Here is a 19,464-nt window from a genome sequence, read left to right as displayed (position 1 = left end):
CCCACACCGGCGCCGCCGCCCCCTTCTCCTTCACCTCAGGGGGCGGCGGCGCCTCGCGCGCCCCGCTGCCGCGCCGCACTCCCCTGTGGTGCGGCGTGACAGCACGGCAGGCGCGCGCGGCCGTGGCGCTTCCCACGTCGTGTCATCTCTCAGCGACGGGCCACACGGTGGAGATTCCCGTTCCGCCGGAGGAATCCCGGAAATTCGCCGCTTCAGGCGGTTGTCGGTGGTGTCCCGTACAGTCAAGGGAGTTGACCTTGACGATGAGGGGGAGCGCCGTGGCGACGAGGGAGTGGGCAGGGGCCGACGGGGCCCGGCAGGTCACGGAGGTCGCGTCCGAGCGCGAGCTGCGGGAGCTGGTCGGCGAGCCGAACGACCACGCGCTGTTCAAGGTGCGCGACCGGCTGCACGACCTGGACCGGCAGTGGCTGGCCCACGCGCCGTTCTGTTACGTGGCCACGTCGGACGCCGAGGGACGGTGCGACGTCTCCCCCAAGGGCGACCCCGCCGGTTTCACCACGGTGCTGGACGACACGACGATCGCGATACCGGACCGCCCCGGCAACAAGCGGGTGGACGGCTTCCGCAACATCCTCGCCAACCCGCAGGTCGGGCTGGACTACGTCGTCCCGGGCCGCGGCGACACCCTGCGCATCAACGGCCGCGCCCGTATCCTACGCGACGCCCCGTTCTTCGACGCCATGGTCGTCCGGGGCAACCGCCCCCGGCTGGTGCTGCTCGTCGAGATCGACGAGGTCTTCTACCACTGCTCCAAGGCGTTCCTGCGCTCCCGGATGTGGCAGCCGGAGAGCTGGCGGCCCGACGCGGTGCCGTCACGGGCCCGCATAGCCAAGGGTGTCGAGGTCCCCGACACCCCGCTGGAGCAGTTGGAGGAGCACTACGGCCCGCGGTACGCGGAACGGCTGTACGGCTGAGCGAGCTTCGCCGCGGGCCGGACCGCCGCCTCGCCGAAGCGCTCCCGCGCCCGGTCCACGGCGGCCTCGATGCGGCGCGCCTTGTCCTCGGCCGGGTCGAACGTCAGTTGCCGGGCGGCGAGTTCGGCGCGGCACAGGTCCTCCGCCCGCAGCGCCACGGACCGGACGCGCGCCCGTTGCAGCCCGAGCGCCGCGTGCAGCGCGTATGCCGCGTCCGTCAGCGCGGGCCCGTGCGCGGTCGGTTCGGGCAGCCGCCGGGTGCGCGTCGTCGTGGAACGGTCGGCGTAGCGCACGGTGAGGGTGAGCGCGCGGGCCGCCCGGCCGCTGCCGCGCAGCCGGGCGCCGAGGTCGTCCGCGAGCGAGAGCAGCGCGCGCCGCCGCCGGTCCGGGTCCAGTTCGTCGTGCGCGAAGCGGTGTTCGGCGCCGATCGAGCGGGCGGCGGCGTTCGGGGTGACCGGACTCGGGTCGATCCCGCGGGCCTTGTCGTACACCGCCCGGCCCGCCTTCGCGCCGAGGATGCGCTGCAGGGTCGCGGGCGGCGCGGCGGCGATCCGCCCGACGCTGTCCAGCCCGTACGCGCACAGGGCGCGCGCGGTCGCCGGTCCGACGCCGTGCAGGGCGGCGGCCGGTTTGCGGTCGAGGAAGTCCGCGACGGCGTCCCCGGGGACCCGGCGCACCTCACCGGGCGCGGCGCCCTGCGCCGCCATCCGCGCGAGCAGCGGGTTGCCGGCGACACCGATGGTGCACCGCACGCCGTACCAGGCCAGCGCCCGCAGCCGGATCAGTTCGGCGATGCCGGCGGCGTCCCGTTCGAAGTAGCGCAGCGCTCCCCGTACGTCGGCCAGCGCGGCGTCCGGCGGCAGCGCCTCGATCACCGGCGTGAACTGGCCGAGCAGCCGCAGGAGTTGTTCGTAGGTCTCCTCGCCGGGCGGGGCTCCCCGGTCTCCGTCCGGGCCGCCGTCACCGGCGGCGCGGAACCGTACGTACAGCATCTCGGCAGAGGCCCCGGCCCCGGCGGCCGCCCCGCCCCGGCCGGTCATCCCGCGCTCCCCGGGCTGGCGTGCCACAGCTTGCGCCCGGTGGCGGCGCCTTCGCCCGCCGGGCGGAGGTCGGCCCAGGGGTGCAGCTCGTAGCCGGTCTCCAGCCGGATGGTACGGCCGGCCGCCGGGTCCGCTCCGGCCCCGGACGCGGCGGCCGGTGCCGGAGCCCGGTCCGCCGCCCAGGTCGCCTCGGCCGCCGCCGAGCCCGCACGGCCCGGTTCACTGTGCACCCGGCGCGGCACCCCGCCGCCTACCGGACCGCCGTCCATCGGCGCGCCATCCGCCACTCCGCCCTCCACCGGACCGGCCTGCTCCGCCCCCGCCCGGCCCTCTTCGGCGAGGCGCGCGGTGACCGCTTCCAGCCCACCCTCGCGCCGCAGTTCGGCCAGCTCGGCGAGGTTCCAGGCGGCGGCGCCGACCACACTGAAGCTGCGCGCCCCGCGCCGTTGCACCGTGCCCCGTACGAGCAGCAGCCAGGAGTGGAAGACGGTGTGCGCGCACGCCTCGTGGGAATCGTCGAAGAAGGCGCAGTCGACCAGGCCCGTACTGTCGTCGAGGGTGGTGAAGATGACCCGGCGGCCGGAGCGGATCGGCGGGGTCTGGGTGGCCGCCTTGGCCCCGGCGACCAGCACCGTCTCCCCGTGCTCCACCTCGCGCAGCCGCTTGGCCGGCACCGCCCCCAGCTCCGCGAGGAACTCCCGGTGGTCGCTCATCAGGTGCCGGGTGGTGTCCATGCCGAGGACGCCCAGTTCGGCGCTGAGCTTCTCGACGTCGGTCAGGTCGGGCAGCCCGGCCGGTTCGACCGCCTCGACGGGCGCGGCGGCGCCGTCCCCCGCGTCCAGGGGCAGTTGCCCCTCGGCCACGCCCCGCTGCCGTCCGTGCAGTTCGGCGAGGTGCAGCAGCAGGTCGCGCCGGTTGGCGCCGAAGGCGTCCAGCGCGCCCACCCGGGCGAGGCGTTCGGCCACCGGGCGGCTGGGGCGGGCCCGCTGCCACAGGTCGGGGAGCGAGGAGTAGGGCTGCCCGTCCTCGATGCGCCGGGCCTCGGCCTCGCTCATGCCGTGCACGTCGGCGAGGGCGAGCCGCAGCCCCCAGACCGCCGGACCGCTCCCCTCACCTCCATCAGACACCAGTTCGATTCGATGAGCGACCGCCGACCGGTTCACGTCCAGCGGCAGCACCGGCACCCCGCGCCGCCGCGCGTCCGCCAGCAGCAGCCGCTTCGGGTACATCCCCGGGTCGTGGGTGAGCAGCCCGGCGTAGAAGGCCGCCGGATGGTGCGCCTTGAGCCAGGCGGACTGGTACGTCGGCACCGCGAAGGCGACCGCGTGCGCCTTGCAGAAGCCGTACGAGCCGAACGCCTCGACGATCTCCCAGGTGCGTTCGATCACCTCGGGGGTGTACCCCCGCCGCCCGGTCCGCTCCACGAACCAGGCGCGTACCTGCCCCTGCACCTCCGGCTTGGACAGCGCGCGCCGCTTCTCGTCCGCCTCGCCCCGGTCGCAGCCGGTCATGATCCGCAGGATCTCGATGATCTGCTCGTGGAAGACGACCACGCCGTAGGTCTCGCGCAGCGGCTCCTCCAGGTCCGGGTGCGGGTAGCGGGCGGGCCTGCGGCCGTGCCGGGCCTCGATGAAGGGCCGCACCATGTCGGCCGACACCGGTCCGGGCCGGAACAGCGAGATGTCGACCACCAGGTCGTGAAAGGTGGCGGGCTGGAGCCGGCCGACCAGGTCGCGCTGGCCCGGCGACTCGATCTGGAAGCAGCCGAGCGTCTCGGTGGAGCGGATCAGGCCGTACGTGGCGGGGTCGCCGGGCGGCACCTGCGCCGGGTCGTCGAGGTCGACGGTACGGCCGGTGGCGCGGCCGATCTCGGCGGTCGCGTGCGCCATCGCGGACTGCATCCGTACGCCCAGCACGTCCAGCTTGAGCAGCCCCATCTCCTCCACGTCCTCCTTGTCGAACTGCGACATCGGCAGCGGGGAGCCGCCCACGCCGTCCCGGTGCGGGATCTCGCCGCGGGTCGGCACGACGGGCGTGCGGTCCAGCAGCGAGGCGTCCGAGAGCAGCACCCCGCACGGGTGCATGGCGATACCGCGCGGCAGCGCGTCCAGCGCCTCGACCAGGTCCCACATCGGCCCGTACCGCTCCGCGTCCACGCCGCGCAGCTCCGGCAGCTCGGCGAGGGCCGCGCGGGCGTCGCGCGCCCGGATGTGCGGGAACGCCTTGGCCAGCCGGTCCACCTCGGCCGGGTCCATGCCCAGGGCGGCGCCCACGTCCCGTACGGCGTGCCGGACCCGGTAGGTCTCGGGCATGGCGACGGTGGCGACCCGCTCGGTGCCGAACCGGTCGAAGATCGCGCGGTAGACCTCCAGGCGGCGCGCGGACTCCACGTCGATGTCGATGTCGGGCAGCACCGCGCGGCGCTTGGACAGGAAGCGCTCCATCAGCAGCCGCTGTTCGACCGGGTCGGCGTGCGCGATGCCCAGCAGGTGGTTGACCAGCGAGCCCGCGCCGGAGCCGCGCGCGGTGACCCGGATGCCCAGGTCCCTGGTGTCCTCGACGACCTGGGCCACGGTGAGGAAGTACGAGGCGAAGCCGTGGTGTTCGATGATGTCCAGTTCGTGGTCCATCCGCTCCCAGTACGCGCGGCGCCGGTCGTAGCCGCGCAGCACCATCCCGGCGGCGCAGCGTGAGCGCAGCACCCGTCCGGCGGTGCGGCGCGCGGCGCCGACCAGGCGGGGTTCAGGGAAGTGCACGGTGCCCAGCCCGATGTCGTCCTCCGGGTCGACCCGGCACCGCGCGGCCGTCTCCTCGGTCATCTCCAGCAGCCGCCGCGCGGTGCCGCGCCCGAGGCCGGCCGCCTCGGCGATCCGCTCGGCGGCGCGGGCCATCACGTTCGCGTCCTTGAGCCACCGCTCGCCGCTGTCTCGCGCCTCCGGGCGGTGCCGGTCCACCGGCATCAGGCGGCGGGCGGAGTCCAGGACGTCGGCGACCGGGCCCTGGCCGGGGTCGGCGTAGCGGACGGCGTTGGTCAGTACGGCGCGTACGCCGTGTTCGACGGCGAAGCCGAGGGTGCGGGCGGCGAGGCGCAGCGAGCCGGGGCCGGTGCCGGTACGGCCGTGGTCGACGACCTCCAGGCGCAGCGCGTCACCGAACAGCTCGCGCCAGGGGGCGAGGAGCCGGGCGGCGCGGTCGGGGCGCCCGGCGGCCAGCGCGCGGCCGGGCTCGGAGTCGGGCCCGAGCAGGACGGTGACCGCGTCCGGCGCTCCGGCGCGTACCGCTTCGGTGAGGGCGGTCCAGGTCAGTACGGGCTTGGCGGAGTCGCCCGGCAGGGAGGCCGCGTGCGCGGCCGAGACCAGGCGGCACAGCATGGCCCATCCGGCGGCGCCGTCCCGGGCCAGGAAGACGGCGCGGGCCGCCGACTCGTCGACGAAGGCGCCGCCGCGCACCGGGCCGCGCTGCCGGGCCGTCCCCGGAGCGGCGCCCGGTACCGTACGGCCGTCCTCGGGCGGGGCGACCGCCAGCTCCGTGCCGAACAGCGGGCGGACACCGGCCGCGGCCGCCGCCTTGGCGAAGCGGACGGCTCCGGCGAGGCCGTCCCGGTCGGTCAGGGCGAGGGCGTCCATGCCGCGCTCGGCGGCGCGCTCGACGAGCCGTTCCGGGTGGGCGGCGCCGTACCGCAGGGAGAACCCCGAGGCGGTGTGCAGATGCGTGAACCGTGGCATCCGCGCCTCCTGCCGCTCGTACACCCCCTGACCGTTGCTGCGTCCCCCGTCGCGGATCCACCATAACTCTTTTCTCGAACAGTCGTACGAAATTCGAACAGCGCCCGCCTCCGCCCACCCCGCACACTCCCCCGCCCCGATCAGCCCGCCCGCCCTGCGAAGATCCGCAATACGCCGGAAGATATGGGGCAAAAGGTCCGATGACCAAGGACCTGCCTGAGGGCGGAAGACCTACTCGGCACGACAGGGCGAGGGAGCGGCGCATGGCCACGGCGGACGACGGCACCCGCGGTATCCGGGACCAGGACACCCGGGGCCAGGACACCCGGGACCGGAGCTTCCTCGGGGAGGTGAAGGACGCGATCTCGGGGCGGGCCGCCCTGCTGATGATCGGCGTACTGGCCCTGACGGCCCTGTTCATCGCGTCGTACGCGGGCGCCTTCCACTCCCCGAAGCCGAAGGACGTACCGCTCGCGGTCGTCGCGCCCCAGCAGATGAGCGGCCGGCTCGTCGAACAGCTCGACAAACTGCCGGGCTCCCCGCTCGACCCCCGTACGGCCTCCTCCGAGGCGGACGCGGCACGGCAGATCAAGGAGCGGGACATCGACGGCGCGCTGATCGTCGATCCGCGCGGCACCACCGACAAGCTGCTGGTGGCCGGCGGTTCCGGAGCCTCGCTGTCCCAGGCCGTCGAACAGGTCGTCACCCAGGCCGAGAAGGCGCAGCAGCGCACCGTACAGGTGCAGGACATCGCCCCCGCCGACAAGGACGACACCCGCGGCCTGTCCTCGTTCTACCTGGTGGTCGGCTGGTGCGTGGGTGGCTACCTGTGCGCCGCGATCCTCGCGATCAGCTTCGGCGCCCGCCCCGTCAACCTCAAGCGGGCGGCCATCCGGCTGGCCGCGCTCGCCGTCTACTCGGTCCTCACCGGCCTGGCCGGCGCCGTCGTCATCGGCCCCATCCTGGGAGCCATGCCCGGCAGCCTGTACGGGCTGTGGGGCCTGGGCGCGCTGATCGTGTTCGCGGTGGGCGCCACCACCTTCGCCTTCCAGGCCATCGCCGGGATCGTCGGCATCGGCCTGACCATCCTCGTGGTGGTGATCGCCGGCAACCCCAGCGCGGGCGGCGCCTACCCGTACCCCCTGCTGCCGGACTTCTGGCGCGTGATCGGCCCCGCACTGCCGCCCGGCGCGGGCACCTGGGTGGCCCGCTCCATCGCGTACTTCCACGGCAACGCGGTGACCGGCCCCCTGCTGGTGCTCTCCGCCTGGGCCGTCGCCGGCACCGCCCTGACCCTGCTCTTCTCCGCCCTCACCAAGGGCCGGACGGTGATCAACCGCAGCGAGGTACGGCAGTGAGGGGGCCGCGGCCCGCTACGGGTCAGTATCGGACAGAGTCGCGTCGCAGGTCATGGAGTGCCCGGTAGCGGCACCGGCGAGGATTCCCGTCCTGCCTGGGCATTCGGCCTGGGAATTCCGTGGTGGGCGTCGACGGCCACCGGCGGAGCGGTCACCGCGGCCCGGCGCAGAATGGCCCGCAGGCCGGTGGCGCGGCCTTCTTCGCCCCTCGGCCTCTCTGGACGTGCCCTACGGGTGCTCCTACTGTCCGAGGACGATGGGCGCGAGAGCGAGTTCGCCTTGGCGTGACGATCGGTGTCCGCGGGACTGACGAGGGGCGAAGTCGCGGAGGGGACACGCGACCTGCGATCCGCGTGGACGGAGGACCCCGTGAAGCAATCAGCCGGTCCCACACACCCTGCGCCCGGTGCGGGCGTGGCCGCCCTGCGGGCCCGGTCCCTGGAGGGGCTCCTCGGCCACCTCACGCCGTCCGACCGCGAAGCGGTCCGCCGCTCCGCCCACGCCCTGCGCCGCCTGCTGCGTGACCAGCACGCCCGGGGCACGGGGACGGTACTGGTCGCCTACGGAGGCGGCAAGGACAGCAGTTACACGGTGGCGTTCGTCCGCGGCATGCAGTTGTTCGCCGCGCAACGGTACGGCGAAACGTTCACCCTCCGAGCGGCCACCAACTGGCACGCGGGCATGCCGCGGGCCGTGATGGAGAACATCGACCGGGTCTACGAAGCGCTGGGGATGTATGCGGACCCCGCGTGCGAGCTGCTGCTCATCGAGGGCAGCCACGTCCGGCCCTTCGCCGTCGACGTCCCGCGCTCGCCCCAGGTGACGGCGCGCAACCGCACCGACATCCTGATGACCGGCCACCGCACCCGGGCCGACGCCCGCCCCACCTTCTGCAACGCGTGCAACCTGAGCATGGCCCGCGCCTTCGGCATCGCGGCCGCGCACGGCCAGGGCGCCGACCTCATCATCACCGGTGACTCGCCCGACGAGCAGCGGGCCTACACGGCGTGGATCAGCCAGCTCGCCCGCAAGGTGCCCCGCCACTCCGGCGAACGGGGGCGGCCGGCCGGGTTCGGCCAGGTGCTGGGCGCGCTGGACGATGTGGCCCGCGCCTATTTCGCCGACATCCACGGCCCGCGGGAGGTACGGGGCCCGGACCACGGCGTCCCCTCCCAAGTGCCGCCCCACCTGCGGTTCTTCTCCGTCTACGGCGGTACGGCCTACGACGCGGGCAGCCACTGGGACCTGCTCACGCGCCACCTCGGCTTCGTCTTCGACGACCTTGCCTTCAGCTTCACCGAGTCCGACTGCGCGAACCCGGCGCTCATGGCCCATCTGCGGGGCCTGAAGTCTCAGTACCTCTTCCACCGCGACTACCGGGAGGGCCTGGACGAGTACGCGGCCTTCGCCCTGAAGCTGATGCGGCGCAAGGAGTTCCCGCAACCGCTGATCGACACGATGGCGGCCCGGTACGCCGCGCCCGAGGCCCACACGGTCCTGCGCGCGCGGGTCAACGCCTTCGCCGCGGAGGCGTACGGGCTCGACGAGCGGCAACTGGTGTGCATGGTCCACTCGCCGTTCACCGCGGCCGGCGCCGCCCTGCGCCCCTACCTCAGGAGCCAGGCACCTCGCCTCGCCGAGCATGAGGCGGCCGTCCGGCACCTGCTCTCCGGCCAGACCACCGAGGACAGCGCCACAGAAGTCACAGCAGACACAGCAGACGGGGCCCGGCTGACGGCGGACCTGGAGGAACTGAGCGGTCTGCACCTGAAGCAGTTACAGACCTTGTACGGCAGTGATCTCCACCCCAGCCTGGTGCAGCACATCCTGCGCGGGGACCCGCACAAGGAACGCATCCGCACCCGGCACGCTCCGGACGGCCCGGAGGTCGACGAAACCCTCTCCGGGCGGTGACCATGGCGGGGGCACGCGACGCGTTCGTCCAGATCGGTGCCACGCGGGACGGCCTGGACCCGTACCTGCGCTGTGCCCGTCGGCGCGGCATGCCGGCGGTGCTGGTCGAGACCCCCGCCTACCTGCGGTGGCGCCGGCGGCTGAACCGCCTCCCGTTCGACCTGGAGCTGGCGGTGGCGGACCCCGACGACACCGGACAGGTCGGCAGCGCTCTGCGCGCCGCCCAGGTCGTACCCGCTCTCGTGCTCGCGGGTTTCGACCGGTACGTGCCGACCGCGTTCCGCTTCGCGAGGGCCGCGCACGTCGCGCCATGGCCGTACACCGGACGGCGCTTCACCCCTCTGGACAAGGCACGGCAACGCGCCGCGCTGCGCCGGCACGCGCCCGAAGCACTCCAGCCCGGCTACGTACAGGTGGCACCGGCCGCTGCCGGTACCGACGGAAAGGAGGCCGACGGCCTCGGCACGTACGGGTCCGACCTGCCCGCCGCCCTCTCCTTCCCCCAGGTGGTCAAGCCGGTCGACGGCGCGGGCGGCCTCGGCGTCACCCTCGTACGGAACAGCGCGGAGCGCGCGCTCGCCCTGCGGGACGCCGCGGCGGCCGTCAACTACGGCGGTGCGGCCTTCAGCGGCCTGCTCGTGGAGGAACATGTCCCCGGTACGGAGTACTCCGTGCAGGGCATCGCCTGGAACGGCCGGGCCCGGCTCCTCACCTTCTGCGAGAAGGTCGTCCTGCCCGAACGGAACGGGACACTCCAGGGGTTCAGGGAAACCTGCCACCTCGCGGCCCCCGGACCGGCCGCGCCGCCGGGGCTCACGGCACTGGCGCAGGACTGCGTGAGCGCCACCGGCTATGCGGAAGGTCCCTTCCACGTAGACGTGATCCAGAACGACCGGGGTCTGTTCTTCATCGAGATGGGGTTCCGGCTCTCGGGCTTCGGGCTGGAGGCACTCGTCACCCGCGTCTCCGGCCTGGACTGGGCGGAACAGGCCTTCGCCGCGCACCTCGAACGCAAGGCGCCCGGAGGGCCACCGGACAGCGGCCGGCGCCGTCCCGCGGCCGGTCAACTGCTGGTCACGGACCCGCGCCAACTGGCCCGCGCCGAGACCCTCCCGGCGCAACAGGTGCAGATCCAGGCCAGCCCGCCCGTGCCCGGGCCCGACGGGTTCACCGAACGGGAACTCGCCGGCCTCGCGTCGGACCGCCGCCGCCACGCCGCCGTCCTGGGCCGTGTGACGGTCGAGCACGACGACCCCGCATGGGTCCGTGACCGCCTTCTCTACTGCGCCGGGGAGGAAGCGGGCGGCTGACTGCCGTAGTCGCTCAGGACGGCGCCCTCCTTCGCGCGCTCGTCGACGTGGAGCGCGAAGACGTCCGGCCGGGCGTAGTGCCCCGTCACATCCAAATCGAAGCGCGCCCGCGCGAGTTCGGCCAGGTCCAGCTCGGCGGTGAGGATGCCCTCCTTGTCCCGCAGCGGCCCGGCCAGCACCTCCCCGAGCGGAGAAATGATCACACTGCCCCCACCGATCAGCACGGTGTCCGGCTCGTCCCCCTGTACGGGGTGGACGTCCGCCGGCATGTCCGCGCGCGTCAGATACTGACAGGCACTGAGCACGAAGCAGCGGCCCTCCAGCGCCACATGCCGCATCGTCGCCTGCCAGTTCTCCCGGTCGTCCACGGTGGGCGCGCACCAGATGTCCACGTTCTTGGTGTACATCGCGGTACGGAACAGCGGCATGTAGTTCTCCCAGCAGATGGCCGACCCCACCCGCGCACGCCCCATCTCGATCACCGGCATCGACGAGCCGTCGCCGAGACCCCAGATCAGCCGCTCGGACCCGGTCGGCATCAGCTTGCGGTGCTTGCCCAGCAGCCCGCCCGGCCCGAAGAACAGCGCCACGCAGTACAAGGTACGGCCACTGCGCTCGACGCCTCCGACCACGGCGTGACACCCCAGTTCCCGCGTCAGCGCCCCCAGCGCCTCGGTCTCGGGCCCGGGCACATCGATCGCCGCGTCCCAGTACCGCCGGAACTCCTCCCGCCCGAGCGGCGACCGCGCCCCCACCGTCACGCCAAAATCCAGCCCCTTGGGATAACCGCCGAGAAACGCCTCCGGCAGCACCACGAGCCCCGCACCTTCCTCCGCCGCCGCACTGATGAGCCGCTGCGCTCTCGCCAGCGCCTCCCCCGTCTCGAACAACGGGGACCCGGCCTGAACGACGGCTGCCCTCATGCGCTCCATGACGCAAAGATACGCATCCGGCACGGAGCGGAGGGGCGATTCCGCATGACTGGGACGAGAGCGCCGCGGGCAGCTCCGCGTCCGCCTGACCCGCGCCCCGGAATCAGCCGCCGTACCGGCTTTCGACGCTCGGGGCGCATCTCACATGTGTGTCCCACCGTCGATACGTATCTCCGTACCGGTGATGAACGCGCCGTCCTCGGAAGCCAGCATCGCGATGACGCCCGCGACCGTCTCCGGGGGTGCGAAGCCCTCGCCGATGGCCGGCAGCAGCTTTGCGAACAGGGTCATGTCGGCGTCTGCGGGCAGGCCCGGGTCGTCGGTCATGCCGGAGCGCACCGAGCCCGGTGCCACACACACCGCGCGCAGCCCCTGCTTGGCGTACTCGCTCGCGATGGCGTGGGTCATGGACTGGATGCCGCCCTTGCTGGCCGCGTAGGCCGCCATGTAGGGGTGCGCGAACGCGGCGGAGGTGGAGCTGAAGTTGACCACCACCGGTGCCCGGCCGCGCAGCAGTGCGGGCAGTGCCTCGCGGATCATCAGGAAGGTGCCGGTCAGGTTGACCGCGATGATCCGGTTGAAGGCGTCCAGGGTGGTCTCGTGGGTGTGCGAGGCGCGCAGGATGCCCGCCGCGTTGACCAGGACGTCCAGGCCGCCCAGCTCCTCGACGGCGGCGGCGACACCCGCGCGCGCCGCGGCCTCGTCCGCGATGTCCAGGACCGCGGTGCTCAGCCGGTCGCCGTGGCCGTCCGCCGCGGCCCGCTCGGCGGTGGCCTTCAGCCCGGCTTCGCTGATGTCGGCGGCCACCACCCGGCCGCCTTCGGCCAGGACCCGGTGGACGGTGGCCTGCCCGATGCCCGACCCGGCCCCGGTGATCAGCACGCGGCGTCCGTCGAAGCGCTCCATGTGGCTCTCTCCTGCCTTCGGTGTCCGCGTCCGCCGCGGACGACATCCGCACCGTACGCCTAGGTGGCACGTTGTGCCACATCGGCGTGACGTGCCGATCCGATGCACGGGCGACGTAAGCTCGTCCCATGCCCACCGCACCGCGCCCTACCGCACCGGCTCCCGCACCCCTGCTACCTGCCGCCCTCTCCCTGACCGAGCGGCGCAAGGCGGAGACCCAGTTGGAGATCGCGCGCGCCGCGGCGGCCCTGTTCGCCGAGCGGGGCAGCGCCGTCACCGCCGACGACATCGCCCGGTCCGCCGGTGTCGCCCTGCGCACCTTCTACCGGTACTTCCGCACCAAGGAGGACGCGGTCGCGCCGCTGCTGGCCGTCGGCGTACGGCAGTGGCTCGCGGATCTGCGCCGGATGGCAGCGGAGGCGGACGGCCGGTCCGTACGGGACGTGCTGGAGCGGGCGGCCCGACAGGCGCTGACGCCGTCCGACGAACGGGCCGCCGAGGCGCTGCGGTGGACGCGCGGGCTGTTGCGGGCGATGCGGGACGATCCGGCGCTGCGGTCGGTCTGGCACCGGGTGCACCACGACTCCGAGGAGGCGCTGATCCCCGTCCTCGCCGGGCTGACGGACGGCGGGCCGGCGGAGGTGCGGCTCGCGGCGGCGGCCGCGAACACCGCGATGCGGGTCGCGGTGGAGACGTGGGCTGCGGAGGGAGAAGGGGACGGGGAAGGGGAAGGGGAGGCGGGTGATCCTGCTGAGCTGGTGGGTCGGGGGATGCGCGCGTTGACGGCCGGTCTGTCCGGGCTGGACCGGCGCCGGACGGCCGAGCGGCATGCCTGACCGGTGCCCGGGCCCCGCGCCGTACGGCTGACCGGCACCGGCCCCCCCGCGCCGCACCGCTGACCGGCGTCGGGCGACGCCACCGTCCGGCCCGCACAGCCCGCCCGGCCCCGGACATGACGCCGCCGGGCCCATGAAGGACCCGGCGGCAGTCTTACGGAACGAGCCTTGCCGAGGCGCTTACAGTGCGCGCTCCAGCCGCTCCGCCACCAGCTTGGTGAAGCGCGCCGGGTCGCTCAGTTCGCCGCCCTCGGCGAGCAGCGCCATGCCGTGCAGCAGTTCGGCCGTACCGGCGAGGTCCGCGTCGTCGGGGCGCTCGGCCTGGGCCTTGCGCAGGCCCTCGACCAGCGGGTGGCCCGGGTTGAGCTCCAGGATGCGCTTGGCCTCGGGCAGTTCCTGGCCCATGGCGCGGTACATGTTCCGCAGGGCCGGGGTCACGTCGTCGGTGTCCGAGACGACGCAGGCCGGGGAGACGGTCAGCCGGGAGGACAGCCGTACCTCCTTGACCTCGTCGCCGAGCCGCTCCGTCATCCAGGTCAGCAGACCGGCGAAGTCCTCCTGCCGCTTGGCCCGCTCGGCCTTGTCCTCCTCGGACTCCTCCTTCGCGAGGTCCGCCTCGCCCTTGGCGATCGACCGCAGCTCCTTGCCGTCGAACTCGGGGACGGTCTCGACCCACACCTCGTCGACCGGGTCGGTCAGCAGCAGCACCTCGTAGCCCTTGTCCCGGAAGGCTTCCATGTGCGGCGAGTTCTCGATGGCGGTACGGGACTCGCCGGTCATGAAGTAGATGTGCTCCTGGCCCTCCTTCATGCGCTCGACGTACTGCTGGAGGGTGGCCGGCTTCTCCTGGTCGTGGGTGGTGGGGAAGGAGGCGATACGCAGGATGGCGTCGCGGTTCTCGTGGTCGCTGAGCAGACCCTCCTTGACGACCCGGCCGAACTCGCCCCAGAACGTGGCGTAGTTCTCCGGACGCTGCGTCATCATCTCCTTGATGGTGGACAGCACCTTCTTCACCAGCCGGCGGTGCATGAGCTGGATCTGGCGGTCCTGCTGGAGGATCTCGCGGGAGACGTTGAGCGAGAGGTCCTGGGCGTCCACGACACCCTTGACGAAGCGCAGGTACTCGGGCAGCAGCGCTTCGCAGTGATCCATGATGAAGACGCGCTTGACGTAGAGCTGCACCCCGCGCCGGTGCTCACGCGCGAACAGGTCCTGGGGCGCGCGGGACGGCAGGAACAGCAGCGCCTGGTACTCGAACGTGCCCTCCGCCTGCATCCGGAGCGTTTCGAGCGGGTCGGACCAGTCGTGGCTGATGTGCTTGTACAGCTCGTGGTACTCCTCGTCGCTCACCTCGTCCCGGGAGCGCGCCCACAGGGCCTTCATCGAGTTGAGCGTCTCGGGCTCGGCGGCGGCCTTGCCGTCCTCGGCGCCCTCCGCCTGCTCCCCGTCCGCCGGTGCCTCGGGGGCCATCCGGACCGGCCAGGTGATGAAGTCGGAGTACCGCTTGACGATCTCCTTGATCTTCCAGCGGGAGGTGTAGTCGAAGAGCTGGTCCTCCTGGTCCACCGGCTTGAGCCGCAGGGTCACCGAGGTGCCCTGCGGCGCGTCCTCGACCGGCTCGACGGTGTACGTGCCCTCGCCGGTCGACGACCAGCGGGTGCCCTCGCTCTGCCCGGCGCGGCGGGTGACCAGCGTGACCTCGTCGGCCACCATGAACGCGGCGTAGAAGCCGACGCCGAACTGGCCGATCAGCCCCTCCGCGGTGGCCGCGTCCTTGGCCTGCTTCAGCTCCTGGAGGAACTTCGCGGTGCCGGAGTTGGCGATCGTCCCGATGAGCTGGACCACCTCGTCGTGCGACATGCCGATGCCGTTGTCACGGACGGTCAGCGTCCGGGCCTCACCATCGGTCTCGATGGCGACGTGCAGGTCGGAGACATCGGCGTCGAGCGACTCGTCGCGCAGCGCTTCGAGGCGCAGCTTGTCCAGCGCGTCGGAGGCGTTGGAGATCAGCTCACGCAGAAAAACGTCCTTGTTCGAGTAGATCGAGTGGATCATCATCTGCAGGAGCTGGCGTGCTTCTACCTGGAACTCGAACGTCTCGGTCGGCATATGTGTCAATTCCTTCTTGTGTCACCAGGTGGCGGACCGTCCCCAGAACTGTAGATGAGCCGGTCAGGACGTATGCGTGCTTCCCCCGCACCGTCGCCCGGGCGGCAGGGCGGACGACGGTGCGGACTGCTGTTCGGACGGTGATACGGGTGGAGGCGCGCGCGGCGGGCGCGGACCGCCTCCCGCGCGCCCCGCCGACGCCTCGCGCACCCCGTCACGCCCCGGCGCGCCCCGTCGGCAGCCGCACTTCGGCCATTAGCGGCGAACCCCCACGAGCCCCCTGCACCCCCACGAACAACGGGAGTTGGCCGCTTTTCGCCGCACATCCGACCCGGCCGGAACCGCGCGCCCCCGGCGTTCTGGCTGACCGCACGGCATAGCACACATCACGTACCGAAACGCCCGTCGCACCACTTCACGCCAGCACACAGCGTTTTCAACCAACGACTGGAAGTCACCGATCGATGTGCTTTCCTGTCGCACCTCGGCCAGACTCCTCGCTGTCCGGCATTCGAGACGACAACCGAAGGAGAGTTCGAAAATGCGGTACATCACTGGGGGGATCGCGCTCGGCGCGGCGCTCGTGCTCGGCGGCCTGGCCACCACGGCCCAGGCGCAGCCCGCGACGCCGAAGAGCCTGTACGCACCCTCGGAGTTGGTCCTCACCGTGGGGTACGGGGACAACGCCGCTACGGCCTCCATCCAGCGCGCGGTGACGCTGAGCTGTAGCTCGTCCGGAACCGGTACGCACCCGGCGGCGCGTGCCGCCTGCGCTCAGTTGCGCACCGCGAACGGCGACTTCGACGCGATCACCAAGTCCGCGGCGGACCGTATGTGCACCAAGGAGTGGAACCCCGTCACGGTCACCGCTAACGGTGTCTGGCAGGGACGCCGCGTCGCCTACGAGCACACCTTCGCCAACCCCTGCGCGATGGAGGGCGGCAAGGGCCTGGTCTTCGAGTTCTGACGGCCCCGACCGGGCGGTGACCCGCTGAACGGTGCGGCCGCCTCCTCGCCGCCGCACCACCGGCCGGCCCCCGGGCATCCCCACGGATGCCCGGGGGCCGGTCCCTGTCGTTGCTCCGCGCGCGGCCCGCGCACCGTGCTGCCGCCCCGCCCCCTCCACGGGGCGGCAGCACGGAAGCCCTCGCACCGCCCGCCGGAACTGCACGGCGCGCGGCTCACCGGCGGCTCGCCGGATTCTTTTCGGCCACGGGGCTGATGCATCATTAGAGCCAGCCGCAACGGGCTTGGCAAATCCGTTCCGACCGTCGAACGGGAAAAGCCGGAAGTGCATTTCGGCAAAGGGCCGCCGACTTCTCGAAGTCGTCGCACACCACGCCGACGAAACACCCCCATACCGGACATTTGGCGGTCACTTTCCTGGAAAGCGACTCTCCTGAGAGGTGCCTCACACCCCTTCGAATGAACGGTTCGCATGACATTCCCGTCAACATTTCAACGGCCCGCACTGCTTCATGAAAACGATTCCCTTGGCGCTTGTCCGCGCCGTCTTCGGAGGTCACCGCGCCGGGCGCCACTGCCACCCGACCGACGCCCACCCGTCCGGCAGTATTTACACAGCCTCCTTTCCTATTCTTTTGCCGACCGCCGGATCCGCGTCCCACGCCGTCCGTTCGCAACACCGGAAAACGGCAAACGGCCCCCGGCGGCAATTGCCGCCGGGGGCCGTTCCCGCTACCGAATGGCCGTACTCGGAACAGCGGCCTCACGGCCGGCCGGTGACACGGCCGGCCGGCGTCAGCCGATCTCCGCGCCGACCGCCTCCAGGGCCTCCGGGACCGGCTGGAAGTAGGTCTCGCCGCCGGAGGAGCAGTTGCCGCTGCCGCCCGAGGTCAGGCCCACCGCGGACTCGCCGTCGTACAGCGCGCCGCCGCTGTCGCCGGGCTCGGCGCAGACGTCGGTCTGGATCAGTCCTTCGACCGTTCCCTCCTGGTAGTTGACGCTCGCGTCGAGCGCCTTGACCGTGCCGTCGTGCACCTGGGTGGTGCTGCCGCTGCGCGTGACCTTCTGGCCGACGGTCGCCTCGGCGGCCTTGGTGATCTTCTGCGGGCCGCCGCCGTAGGTGTTCACCTCGCTCGGGTGCGCGATGTCCGCGGTGTACTTGGCGATGGCGTAGTCGCTGCCCGGGAACTTGGAGTCCTCGGTGCTGGCGATCTCCTGGCCGCCCTGCTTGTCCGACCACGACTTCACGGCGTTGCCGCAGTGCCCGGCGGTCAGGAAGTAGGGCTGGCCGCCCTTGACGACGTTGAAGCCGAGCGAGCAGCGGGAGCTGCTCCCCCAGATCGCGTCACCGCCGGCGATGAACGGGGTGAACTCGCTCTTGCTGTGCCGGAGCGTGGCCTTGCTGCCCAGGCTCTTGACGACCTTGTTCAGTTTGTCGAGCTTCGCGCCCGAGACCGTGCGGTCGGCGGTGACGACGACCTTGTTGGTCCGCGGGTCCATCGCCCAGGCCGTACCGGGGATGGTGGCCTGCTGCTTGAGCGTCTGCCGGGCCGCGTCGAGCTGGGCGAGGCTGTGCCGGACCATTCTCGCCTCGGCGCCCTTGGCCCGTACGGCGTCGGCCGCCGCACGGTCGACGACGTTGACGACCAGCTTCTTCGCCGCCGCGTCGTAGTACGAACCGGCCGCGTGGCCGCTGAGCTGGGATGCGAGCGCGGTGGCCGCGGCGGGTGTCAGCTGCTTCGCGGCCGGCTCGTCCGCCGCGTTGGCGTCGGCCAGGGTGAGCGTCGCGGTGGCCGCGAGGGCCAGCGCGCCCGCGCCGGCCAGGACTGCGCGCCGCTGAGTATTCCGTCGGTGCTTCAACTCAATGCCTTCCGTGGGGGGATGGGCCGCGGTGTGTGGGGGGGGCCGCGGGCCCGGAGGGTGTTGAGGAACAGACACGGAACGGGAGTTGCCTGCGCAGCCTGCCGCAGGGAAGTCGCGTCCATGCCAATGCGCGGTCTTGAGTATTCCGATTAACGGGGCTCGCGCACAAGAACGAGATCCGGTCTGGAGAACGGAACGGGCCCGACCGGTCGTTCGTCCCGCGTTCCGATATCCGCGCACGTCGTTTCCCTGTGCGGACACCAAACGAACACTTTGGAGTGGCTCGGAACGGGCCTCAGGCGCGGTCTACACCTGTCCGAAAACCGACGCTCCAGGCCGGACTTCGCCCACCGGCGCCGGAAATCCGCACCGGAGATTCAGCCCAGCGGGGGACTTCCTTCGCACACCAGGACAGTTTTTCCGCTCCCGGGAACCACCGCTCCAATGTCAGGGGAGCTGTTCCGCCTCCGGCAACTCCTCCAGCGCGGCCGCCGCTTCGGCACCCGGCGCGGTTCCGGACAGCGGGGCGGCGGACGGCTGAGCGGAACGCGGCGCGGTCGCGGGTGCCGGCCCGGGGTCCACTGCTTCCGGCCGTACGTCCGGCCCCGCCCCCGGCCCGGCCGCCGCCCCGCGCCGCTCGTACGCCTCCGTCCGGGCCTGCGCCTGGAGGCCGGAGCGCTCCAGGAAGCGCAGCAGCTCCACCGGGAACGGCAGCACGAGCGTGGAGTTCTTCTCGGCCGCGACCGCCACCACCGTCTGCAGGAGCCGCAGTTGCAGCGCGGCGGGCTGGTCGGACATCGCCTGGGCCGCCTCGGCCAGCTTCTTGGACGCCTGGAGTTCGGCGTCCGCGTTGATGACCCGGGCCCGTCGGTCGCGGGTGGCCTCCGCCTGGCGGGCCATCGACCGCTTCATGGTCTCCGGCAGCGACACGTCCTTGATCTCCACCCGGTCGATCTGCACGCCCCAGCCCAGCGCCGGACTGTCGATCATCACTTCCAGGCCCTGGTTGAGCTTCTCCCGGTTGGAGAGCAGGTCGTCGAGGTCGCTCTTGCCGATGATGGAGCGCAGCGAGGTCTGGGCGACCTGGGAGACCGCGAAGCGGTAGTCCTCGACCTTGACCACCGCGTCGGCGGCGTCCACGACCTTGAAGTAGACCACCGCGTCCACCCGGACCGTCACGTTGTCGTGGGTGATGCCCTCCTGGGCGGGCACCGGCATCGTGACGATCTGCATGTTGACCTTACGCATCCGGTCGACACCCGGGACGATCATGGTGAACCCCGGCTCGCGCGGGGCCGACATCAGCCTGCCCAGCCGCAGCACGACACCCCGTTCGTACTGCTTGACCACCCGCGCCCCCGCCATCACGTACAGCGCGCCCGCCGAAGCCAGCGCGATCCCGGCCGCCACCAGTTCCTCGACCATCACGGCCCCCTGCCGTAGGCGCCCATGTCCGCGTCCGTGCGTCCTCACCACGGTATGACCGGCCCCGGGAACGGTCGAGAGTGCGCGTCGGCCCGGACCCTGCCCTCGAACTGCCGCCTGCCGCCCGCCGACGACGGGCCCCCGT

Annotated in this window: 13 protein-coding genes; 6 read left to right on the top strand and 7 right to left on the bottom strand. The window is 72.3% G+C overall.

Features of this window, described 5'->3' with window-relative positions:
• Positions 1 to 278: 278 nt before the first annotated feature.
• Positions 279 to 935, top strand: coding sequence for a pyridoxamine 5'-phosphate oxidase family protein (locus tag EJG53_RS32600; protein ID WP_244955433.1), 657 nt, complete (start codon positions 279 to 281; stop codon positions 933 to 935).
• Here EJG53_RS32600 and EJG53_RS32595 read toward each other — a convergent pair.
• The gene (locus EJG53_RS32595; protein WP_174856493.1) at positions 899 to 1,975 is read right to left on the bottom strand and encodes a DNA polymerase Y family protein; all 1,077 of its coding nucleotides are present in this window, start codon (positions 1,973 to 1,975) and stop codon (positions 899 to 901) included. The genes EJG53_RS32600 and EJG53_RS32595 overlap by 37 nt on opposite strands.
• Positions 1,972 to 5,700: a DNA polymerase III subunit alpha gene (locus EJG53_RS32590; RefSeq protein WP_125047939.1), complete on the bottom strand. Its 3,729-nt coding sequence runs from the start codon at positions 5,698 to 5,700 to the stop codon at positions 1,972 to 1,974. Before EJG53_RS32590 ends, EJG53_RS32595 begins: the two co-directional genes overlap by 4 nt.
• A gap of 263 nt (positions 5,701 to 5,963) precedes the next feature.
• Here EJG53_RS32590 and EJG53_RS32585 point away from each other — a divergent pair, with 263 nt between their 5' ends.
• The 3 genes from EJG53_RS32585 (at position 5,964) to EJG53_RS32575 (ending at position 10,282) form a co-directional block, all read left to right on the top strand.
• A complete protein-coding gene (locus tag EJG53_RS32585) occupies positions 5,964 to 7,058 on the top strand; it encodes an ABC transporter permease (RefSeq protein ID WP_125047938.1) in 1,095 nt (364 codons plus the stop codon).
• 369 nt (positions 7,059 to 7,427) lie between these two features.
• Complete coding sequence (locus EJG53_RS32580; RefSeq protein WP_244955432.1) at positions 7,428 to 8,972, top strand: PqqD family protein; 1,545 nt, start codon at positions 7,428 to 7,430, stop codon at positions 8,970 to 8,972.
• Positions 8,973 to 8,974: 2 nt separating this feature from the next.
• On the top strand, positions 8,975 to 10,282 hold the full coding sequence (locus EJG53_RS32575; protein WP_125047937.1) for an ATP-grasp domain-containing protein: 1,308 nt from the start codon (positions 8,975 to 8,977) through the stop codon (positions 10,280 to 10,282).
• On the opposite strand, the gene EJG53_RS32570 is transcribed toward EJG53_RS32575, so the two are convergent.
• Positions 10,252 to 11,214: a nitrilase-related carbon-nitrogen hydrolase gene (locus tag EJG53_RS32570; RefSeq protein WP_125047936.1), complete on the bottom strand. Its 963-nt coding sequence runs from the start codon at positions 11,212 to 11,214 to the stop codon at positions 10,252 to 10,254. The two genes, EJG53_RS32575 and EJG53_RS32570, sit on opposite strands and share 31 nt — an antisense overlap.
• A 141-nt stretch (positions 11,215 to 11,355) precedes the next feature.
• A complete protein-coding gene (locus EJG53_RS32565) occupies positions 11,356 to 12,120 on the bottom strand; it encodes an SDR family NAD(P)-dependent oxidoreductase (RefSeq protein WP_125047935.1) in 765 nt (254 codons plus the stop codon).
• Between the two features lie 128 nt (positions 12,121 to 12,248).
• Here EJG53_RS32565 and EJG53_RS32560 point away from each other — a divergent pair, with 128 nt between their 5' ends.
• The gene (locus EJG53_RS32560; RefSeq protein WP_125047934.1) at positions 12,249 to 12,956 is read left to right on the top strand and encodes a TetR family transcriptional regulator; all 708 of its coding nucleotides are present in this window, start codon (positions 12,249 to 12,251) and stop codon (positions 12,954 to 12,956) included.
• Between the two features lie 180 nt (positions 12,957 to 13,136).
• Here the strand turns inward: EJG53_RS32560 and htpG are convergent, their stop codons facing one another.
• On the bottom strand, positions 13,137 to 15,065 hold the full coding sequence (htpG, locus tag EJG53_RS32555) for a molecular chaperone HtpG (RefSeq protein WP_125047933.1): 1,929 nt from the start codon (positions 15,063 to 15,065) through the stop codon (positions 13,137 to 13,139).
• 541 nt (positions 15,066 to 15,606) lie between these two features.
• On the opposite strand from htpG, the gene EJG53_RS32550 reads away from it, so the two are divergent.
• Positions 15,607 to 16,032: a subtilase-type protease inhibitor gene (locus tag EJG53_RS32550; protein WP_031008940.1), complete on the top strand. Its 426-nt coding sequence runs from the start codon at positions 15,607 to 15,609 to the stop codon at positions 16,030 to 16,032.
• Between the two features lie 794 nt (positions 16,033 to 16,826).
• Here the strand turns inward: EJG53_RS32550 and EJG53_RS32545 are convergent.
• Together EJG53_RS32545 and EJG53_RS32540 are read right to left on the bottom strand one after the other, a co-directional pair.
• Positions 16,827 to 17,891: a S1 family peptidase gene (locus EJG53_RS32545; protein ID WP_125047932.1), complete on the bottom strand. Its 1,065-nt coding sequence runs from the start codon at positions 17,889 to 17,891 to the stop codon at positions 16,827 to 16,829.
• Between the two features lie 450 nt (positions 17,892 to 18,341).
• Positions 18,342 to 19,319, bottom strand: a complete 978-nt coding sequence (locus tag EJG53_RS32540; protein WP_125047931.1) for a slipin family protein — start codon at positions 19,317 to 19,319, stop codon at positions 18,342 to 18,344.
• Positions 19,320 to 19,464 lie beyond the last annotated feature (145 nt).

The organism is Streptomyces chrestomyceticus JCM 4735 (assembly GCF_003865135.1).
Classification (GTDB): Bacteria; Actinomycetota; Actinomycetes; order Streptomycetales; family Streptomycetaceae; genus Streptomyces; species Streptomyces chrestomyceticus.
Note: the sequence above shows the minus strand (reverse complement) of the source record. Positions and strands in the feature narration are given on the sequence as shown.

Excerpts from the sequence above, each read along its gene's own strand:
- EJG53_RS32540 (WP_125047931.1), bottom strand. The coding sequence starts at position 19,319 with ATGGTCGAGGAACTGGTGGCGGCCGGGATCGCGCTGGCTTCGGCGGGC.
- EJG53_RS32575 (WP_125047937.1), top strand. The coding sequence starts at position 8,975 with ATGGCGGGGGCACGCGACGCGTTCGTCCAGATCGGTGCCACGCGGGAC.
- EJG53_RS32590 (WP_125047939.1), bottom strand. The coding sequence starts at position 5,700 with ATGCCACGGTTCACGCATCTGCACACCGCCTCGGGGTTCTCCCTGCGG.
- EJG53_RS32565 (WP_125047935.1), bottom strand. The coding sequence starts at position 12,120 with ATGGAGCGCTTCGACGGACGCCGCGTGCTGATCACCGGGGCCGGGTCG.
- EJG53_RS32560 (WP_125047934.1), top strand. The coding sequence starts at position 12,249 with ATGCCCACCGCACCGCGCCCTACCGCACCGGCTCCCGCACCCCTGCTA.
- htpG (WP_125047933.1), bottom strand. The coding sequence starts at position 15,065 with ATGCCGACCGAGACGTTCGAGTTCCAGGTAGAAGCACGCCAGCTCCTG.
- EJG53_RS32585 (WP_125047938.1), top strand. The coding sequence starts at position 5,964 with ATGGCCACGGCGGACGACGGCACCCGCGGTATCCGGGACCAGGACACC.
- EJG53_RS32595 (WP_174856493.1), bottom strand. The coding sequence starts at position 1,975 with ATGACCGGCCGGGGCGGGGCGGCCGCCGGGGCCGGGGCCTCTGCCGAG.
- EJG53_RS32570 (WP_125047936.1), bottom strand. The coding sequence starts at position 11,214 with ATGGAGCGCATGAGGGCAGCCGTCGTTCAGGCCGGGTCCCCGTTGTTC.
- EJG53_RS32550 (WP_031008940.1), top strand. The coding sequence starts at position 15,607 with ATGCGGTACATCACTGGGGGGATCGCGCTCGGCGCGGCGCTCGTGCTC.